Below are 7,472 nucleotides of genomic sequence, written 5' to 3' on the forward strand. Positions count from 1 at the left end.
CCATGGCGTCGCCTCCCAGGGCGGCGAAGTGGTCGGCCAGGTGGTCACCACCATGTCCGCCATCGAAGCCTCCTCGAAGAAGATCGCCGAGATCATCAGCGTCATCGACGGCATCGCCTTCCAGACCAACATCCTGGCCCTGAACGCCGCGGTCGAGGCCGCCCGTGCCGGTGAACAGGGCCGCGGCTTTGCGGTGGTCGCCAGCGAAGTACGCACCCTCGCCCAGCGTTCGGCCGCTGCCGCCAAGGAGATCAAGGGCCTGATCGACGACTCGGTGGGCAAGGTCGCCGATGGTTCTGCGCTGGTGCACAAGGCCGGGGCCACCATGGGCGAGATCGTCGCCTCGGTGCAGCGCGTGACCGACATCATGGCCGAGATCTCCGCGGCCTCGCAGGAACAGAGCGCCGGCATCGAGCAGGTCAACCAGACCGTGGTGCAGATGGACGAGACCACCCAGCAGAACGCCGCGCTGGTGGAGGAAGCCACCGCCGCTGCACGGGCGATGGAGGAACAGGCTGTGCAGCTGGGTGAGGCCGTGGCCCGCTTCCGCCTGGAATCACAGAACGAAGCACCGCTACCGGCGGTGGTCGTGGCGGCGCAGCGCAGAACGCCAGCGGCAGCTCCAGCGGCCAGGCCGGCCCCCCAGCGCGTCGCACGCGCCGCGGCGGCGCAGCCGGCGCTGGCACTCGACGGCGACTGGCAGGAGTTCTGACCTCATCGGAACCGGGACGCGTCGGATTCCTGCACACTGGCAGGGATCCGACCCTCGACCGGCCCGGTCTGATCGCCGTGACTCCTCGCCGGTCGTCGCAACGCATCACAGTTCCAGCGTTGCCCCGGCCAACTGATTGAATTTTTCTTCAGGTTCAGCCGCCGCTCGCCGCTAACGGGACACGGTCCTACGCGAGCCAGCGATGCCAGCCAGCAACGACCCCGACCCGATACCGGTACAGCGTGGGCGAATGCTGGCCGGCGTGCTGCTGCTCGCTGCGTGGCTGGGATGGACCCTCGCCGCGCTGTGGGCGCAGGCCGATGCTTCACAGCCACCGGCCAGCCACTGGCGCGCCGTGGACGTGCTGGCGCAGCTGTCGCCCGCCGTGCTTGCCGCCAGCCAGCAGCATCCCCTGCTGCTGCGGCAGTCCATCGTCTGTGGCTGCGCCCCATCGGCGCGCACACCCGACGGCATCGACCTGCGGGAGGCCCGCACGCCGCTGCCCTTCGAATGGTTGGTGCTGTACCAGCAGCGCCTTGTCTATGCCGGGCCCTCCCTTCTCGACGCGGGCTGCGGCGGCCGTCCGCTCGCAGCCGCTCCACTGGTTGCGGGGCTGCTGCGCAATGCACAGGCGCCCGTGATCCTTTCCCATCATTGCCCATGCCACAAGGAGTAGCGCATGCATGCCTCCACCCGTAATACCGCCGCGCCGACCGGTCAGCCGACACCGCCTTACCTGCGCACGCTGGCCGCGGGTGCCGACCGCCTGTTCCTGCTGGTCAGTGCAGGGCTGGTCCTGGCCTCGCTGGCACTGGCCGTGCGCCATGGTCAATGGACACCGTGGCTGCTGGTCGCACTGCCTGCGCTGCTGGTCAGCGCGGTGCAGGTCCACCTGCAACCCGGCAGCCGCCTCAGCCGCTGCACGACAGCGCTGGCGTGGATGGTGCTGTCGGCCACCTTGATCCACCAGACGCACGGACAGCTGGAGACCCACTTCACGGTCATCGTGCTGATCGCACTGCTGCTGTACTACCGCGACTGGCTGCCGATCGTGGTGGCCGCCGTGGCGATCGCCGTGCATCACGTGCTGTTCTTCGCCCTGCAGACGCGCGGCCTGCCGTACCCGGTATTCGCCGCCGGCAGTGGTCTGGGCGTGCTGGTCCTGCACGCCCTGTACGTCACCATCGAGGCCGGCCTGCTGTCGGTGATGGCCGTCCAGATGCGCCGCCAGCTTCTGCTGCTCGGCCACGACCCGCAGCAACTGGCACACCTGGCACGCGGCCTGGCCGACGACCAGCCCCTGCCCGAGGCGCTGCATGCCAGCCAGTTCCCGCAGGACTCGCTGGCCGCCGCCCTGGTCCAGGCCAGCACCCGGCTGCTGCAGCGCCGCCAGCGCGAGCTGGCGGCCGGTGGCGAATCGCTGCGCATCCGCAGCGCGCTGGACGATGTCACCACCAACGTGATGATCGCCGACCGTGACCGCAACATCGTCTTCGTCAACCGTCCACTGCAGAAAATGCTGGCCGCCGCCGAAGCCGACCTGCGCCGTGACCTGCCACAGTTCAGCGCCGCCGACCTGCTGGGCCGCAACATCGACATCTTCCACCGCAATCCGGCCCACCAGGCCACCCTGCTCGACCGCCTCACCGGCACCTATCGCACGCAGATCCGCGTCGGCGGCCGGGCCCTGCAGCTGATCGTCAATCCGATCATCGGCGACGACGAACAGCGCCAGGGATTCGTGGTGGAGTGGGCCGACCGCACAGCCGAGATCGAGGTCGAAGAAGAACTCGGCCATATCGTCGATGCCGCCGCGCAGGGCGACTTCAGCGGCCGCGTAGGCACCGCCGGCAAGGAAGGCTTCTTCCTGCAGCTGGCGGAACGCCTCAACGGCCTGCTGGATGCCAACGCACGCAGCATCGAGCAGATCTCGCAGCTGCTGTCCTCGCTCTCGCGCGGCGACCTCACCGTGCAGATGCAGGGCGACTTCCACGGCGTTTACGCCCGCATCCGCGACGATGCCAACACCACCATCGCCGAGCTGACCCGCATCGTCGGCAGCATCCAGGCAGCCTCCAGCCGCCTCACCGGCGCCGCCGCCGGACTGGCGCAGGGCAACGGTCACCTGGCCAGCCGCACCGAACAGCAGGCGGCCAGCCTGGAGGAAACCGCCGCCACCATGGAGGAGTTGACCGCGACCGTGCGCCAGAACGCGGGACATGCGCGGCAGGCCAACCAGCTGGCCACCGATGCGGCCGACATCGCCGGCGAAGGGCGCACGGTCGTCGGCCAGGTGGTCACCACCATGTCCGCCATTGAAGCCTCCTCGAAGAAGATCGCCGAGATCATCAGCGTCATCGACGGCATCGCCTTCCAGACCAACATCCTGGCCCTCAATGCGGCGGTCGAAGCCGCCCGTGCCGGTGAGCAGGGCCGCGGCTTTGCCGTGGTCGCCAGCGAAGTGCGCACCCTCGCCCAACGCTCGGCGGGTGCTGCCAAGGAGATCAAGGGCCTGATCGACGCCTCTGTCGGCAAGGTCAGCGATGGCGCCGCACTGGTGCAACAGGCCGGCAGCACCATGCAGCGGGTCGTGGCCGCGGTGCAGCAGGTGAACCAGATCATGGGCGAGATCTCCTCCGCCTCGCAGGAACAGAGCATGGGCATCGAGCAGGTGAACCAGAGCATCGCGCAGATGGACGCCAGCACCCGCCAGAACGCCACGCTGGTGGAGGCGTCCACCGCCGCCACCCACGGCATGGCCGAACAGGCACAGCTGCTGGCGGCCGCGGTAGCGCGCTTCCACCTGCACGGAGGGGACGACAATCCGGCGGTGATGCAGCGTGTGCGGCAGATCGCCGGTATCGAGGAATGATGCCTTCGGCCCATTCCTTCGATCCCGGCCCGGCCGATGGAAGGTGATGAAACTCACACTTCATAATCCGGCGCGGTGGCCGATATCCCCATCGAGCCACGCGCCGGCGCGCGCAGGCGCCCGCCCCTGACCACAGATTCCATGTCCGACGGCAACGACACAGCAGTGCACGATGTCCATGCGGCCGACGCCGCGGATGAACGCTTCCTGGTCCGTAATCCGCGCCAGCTGCGGCAGCTGCTGCGCTCGCTGATCGAGCAGCGCTCCCTGATAAACGCGCATATCGACGGCCGCGATCGCTCGTTCCCGACCGCGCTGTTGGAACTGGACGAAGACGAGGACGTGCTGCTGATCGATGGCAGCCCGCAGGAGGCGTCCAACCGGGCAGCCGAGCAGGCCGATCATGTGCTGTGTTTCGCCCAGCTTGAGCGCGTGCTGGTGCGCTTCCGTCTGCAGGGGCTGCAGCGCGTGGACAACGACGGCCACGTCGCCTTCCGCGCTGCGCTGCCAGAGGAACTGATGCATCTGCAGCGGCGCGAACTGTACCGGCTGGAGACCCCCATCACCGACTCGCCCCAGCTGCTGCTGCCGGCTGCGGACGGACGCCCCGAGGCGTTGTCGATGCGCGTGGTGGACATCAGCGGCGGAGGCCTTGCCGTCGCGGTGCCCAGCGACTGCGCCGTGTTCGGCCTGCAGCAGCGCTACGCGGCGGTGCTGTCGCTGTCGGATGGGCCGGATCTGGATATCGAACTGGTGGTCTGCAACCTGCTGCCGCAGCGCCAGCCCAACGGTACCGAAATCAAGCGCGTGGGGATGCGCTTCGACAGCCTGCCTCGCGGTGGCGACAGCGCCATCCAGCGCTACATCTTCCGGATCGACCGCCAGCGCAAGGCACGCCGGAACGGAGAGATGTAGCTGGCGCCGGCCGTGGCCTGGCGCCATCCGGTCCTCACCAGACGGGAATGTCCTGTCACGGCCCTGCCTAAAGTCCCCCCGCGCGGGGCCGATATCGAGCCTGACACCGGGACTTCCGGCAGAACCAGGACCCCTCGATGAACGACCAGACCCGCTCCGCCGCCAGCGCCGGCGGCGAATTCCTCAGCTTCACGCTCGGCGCCGAGCATTACGGCGTGGATATCCTCAAGGTGCAGGAAATCCGCGGCTACGATGCCGTCACCCGGGTGCCGGACGCACCGGATTACATCAAGGGCGTAATCAACCTGCGCGGAACCATCGTGCCGGTGATCGACCTGCGCCTGAAGCTGCGCCTGGAGAACGCGCGCTACGACGCCTTTACCGTGATGATCGTGCTCAATGTCGATGACCGTGTGGTCGGCATCGTGGTGGACAGCGTCTCGGACGTCATCCCGCTGTCGTCCGAACAGATCCGCCCGACCCCTGAATTCGGCGCTGCGGTCGATACCCGGTTCATCTCGGGCATCGGCACCCAGGACGACCGCATGCTGATCCTGCTGGACATCGAGACCCTGCTGGACAGCGCGGACATGGGCCAGCCGGCCCTGCTCGAGGACGCCGCCGCCTGAGTCTGCGTACCGCTTCACGTTGCTGTCACGAAACCCTTCAGTTCCCTGCGGCGGTGCCGATAGGGGGACAGAGGCCGGCCGCGCGGGAACGCGTACCACCGGCAAAAAACCATCACCCTCCCGGAGAACCACCCCGATGAAGTCCCTGCTCGCGCTCGTTTCGGCTGCCGCCCTGGCCACCACCGCGTCGTCCGCCCTCGCCCAGTCCTCGGACATGATCCCGCCGGAACTGGCCCCGCGCTCGGTGGGCAAGGACGGCATGGTCTGCGGCAAGGTCGAGAAGGCCCGCTTCGCCGAAGGTTCCGAAGGCCAGCCGACGTTCCTGTACATGGGCGGCGCCTTCCCGCGCCACACCTTCTCGGCGCGCATCGCCGGTGAAAACCGCAGCAAGTTCTCGTTCCCGCTGGAAACGCTGGAAGGCAAGACCGTGTGCGTGATCGGCAAGATCCAGCGCGATGCCTCGCGCGCCGAGATCGAAGTCAGCTCGCCGGCCGGCCTGAAGCTGGCCAACATCAAGTAATCCGCTGTCCGTCGCAGTCACGCCGGTCCTGGTGCCGGCGTGGCCGCCGCCGCAACCGGGCCCGATGCCCGTGCGCGTCTGCCTTAGGAGATCGCAACGCCCATGCCTTGGATCAACAACCTGAAACTGATGCCGAAGCTGATGGTGACCTTCGGCGTCATCCTGCTGGTGATGCTGCTGCAGGGCATCGTCGCCTATCGTGGCCTGCATTCGCTGAACAACGTCACCACCGAGTTGGCCGGTTCGCGCATGGAAAGCATCCGCCTGGCCGGCGAGATGCGCGGCATGCTCGGCGAGTACCGCAACAGTGCCTACCAGCAGCTGATCCGTGCCAGCGATGACGTCAAGGCCGACGCGCGCAAGCAGGCTGCCGCGCTGCGTACCAGCATGGACAGTTCCATCAAGGACTATCCGAAGCTGGTGGACAACGCCCAGCAGAAGAAGCTGTTCGACACCTTCGCCAAGGACTGGAAGGACGCCCTGGCCTCCTACGACAGCGTCACCGAGATGCTGGAACTGGACCTGCCGGACGACGCCATCGATACCTTCGTCGGCGAGACCCGCACCAAGCACCGCAAGGCCGCCGCGGCGCTGGAAGCCCTGATTGCCGAAGACAACCGCCTCGCACGCGCCTCGCGCGAACAGGCCGAATCCACCTATGCCGCTTCGTCCGTCCTGACCGTGATCGCCCTGCTGGGTGGCGCCGCGCTCGGCCTGGTGCTGGTGTGGCTGTTCGCCCGCGCCCTCGTCGGCAGCGTGCGTGGTGCCGTCTCGGTGGCCAATGATGTCGCCGGCGGCAAGCTCGACGGTCACATCGATGTCAGCCGCCAGGATGAAGTGGGCGAACTGATGCAGGCCATGCAGCGCATGCAGCGTGATCTGCGTGAGCGCATCGAGACCGACCAGGCCATCGCCCGTGAGAACCTGCGCATCCGGACCGCGCTGGATTACAGTTCGACCGGCGTCTACCTGACCGATGCCAACAACACCATCGTCTACAGCAACCGTGCCCTGCAGCAGACGTTGAGCCAGTACCAGGACGATGTGCGCCGCGACCTGCCTGACTTCGATGCGCAGGACTCGCTGATCGGCAAGCCGGTCACGGTGCTGGAACACCGTGGCGAGATGGACCCGTCCCTGCTGGCGAACCTCAAGCAGCACGGCGTGGCCCGTCGCCCGATGCAGTACGGCGATGCCCAGTTCGCCCAGGTCGTGTCGACCATCCGCAACGAGGACGGCGACACCGTCGGCTGCGTGGTGGAATGGCGTGACCGTACCCAGGAAGCGCAGGTCGAGGCCGAAGTGGCCCGGGTGATCGCCCGCGCCGCCGCCGGCGATCTGTCCGGCCGGATCGAAACCAGCGACAAGGAAGGCTTCTTCCTGCAGCTGGCCCAGCAGATCAACGGCCTGCTCGACGCCAACGCCGGCAGCATCGAACAGATTTCCGGCCTGCTCGCCGCGCTGTCGCAGGGTGACCTCACCGTGCGCATGCATGGCGACTACCAGGGCGTATTCGCTCGCATGCGTGACGATGCCAATGCCACTGCCGCGCAGCTGAGCGAGATCGTCACCCGCATCAAGCAGTCCAGCCGGGCAATCAGTACTGCCGCCGGCGAGATCGCCTCCGGCAACAACGACCTGTCGCGCCGTACCGAACAGCAGGCCGCCAACCTGGAAGAAACTGCCGCCTCGATGGAGGAGCTGACCTCCACCGTGCGCCAGAACGCCGAGCACGCCCGCCAGGCCAACCAGCTCGCCATCGGTGCCCATGGCGTCGCCTCCCAGGGCGGCGAAGTGGTCGGCCAGGTGGTCACCACCATGTCC

The 7,472-nt window shown here is 67.7% G+C and carries 7 protein-coding genes; all 7 read left to right on the forward strand.

Going from position 1 to position 7,472, the window contains the following annotated elements; genetic code table 11:
* The coding region (locus AC5P5M_RS18290; protein ID WP_495206235.1) for a methyl-accepting chemotaxis protein at positions 1-712 on the forward strand (712 nt) is incomplete at its 5' end.
* 202 nt (positions 713-914) lie between these two features.
* On the forward strand, positions 915-1,388 hold the full coding sequence (locus tag AC5P5M_RS18295) for a hypothetical protein (protein WP_495206236.1): 474 nt from the start codon (positions 915-917) through the stop codon (positions 1,386-1,388).
* Between the two features lie 3 nt (positions 1,389-1,391).
* The gene (locus AC5P5M_RS18300; protein ID WP_322522766.1) at positions 1,392-3,584 is read left to right on the forward strand and encodes a methyl-accepting chemotaxis protein; all 2,193 of its coding nucleotides are present in this window, start codon (positions 1,392-1,394) and stop codon (positions 3,582-3,584) included.
* 141 nt (positions 3,585-3,725) lie between these two features.
* Positions 3,726-4,499 carry a flagellar brake protein gene (locus AC5P5M_RS18305; protein WP_053520423.1) on the forward strand — a complete coding sequence of 258 codons (774 nt, stop codon included), beginning with the start codon at positions 3,726-3,728 and terminating at the stop codon, positions 4,497-4,499.
* A 137-nt stretch (positions 4,500-4,636) separates the two neighbouring features.
* Entirely contained in the window at positions 4,637-5,128 is a 492-nt protein-coding gene (locus AC5P5M_RS18310) for a chemotaxis protein CheW (RefSeq protein WP_053520422.1), read from the forward strand.
* A gap of 136 nt (positions 5,129-5,264) precedes the next feature.
* A complete protein-coding gene (locus AC5P5M_RS18315; RefSeq protein WP_053520421.1) occupies positions 5,265-5,648 on the forward strand; it encodes a hypothetical protein in 384 nt (127 codons plus the stop codon).
* A 102-nt stretch (positions 5,649-5,750) separates the two neighbouring features.
* Positions 5,751-7,472, forward strand: a 1,722-nt coding sequence (locus AC5P5M_RS18320) for a methyl-accepting chemotaxis protein (protein WP_495206237.1), incomplete at its 3' end; no start/stop codon positions are given.

It is taken from the genome of Stenotrophomonas sp. YJH_SMC_106-19 (assembly GCF_059368375.1).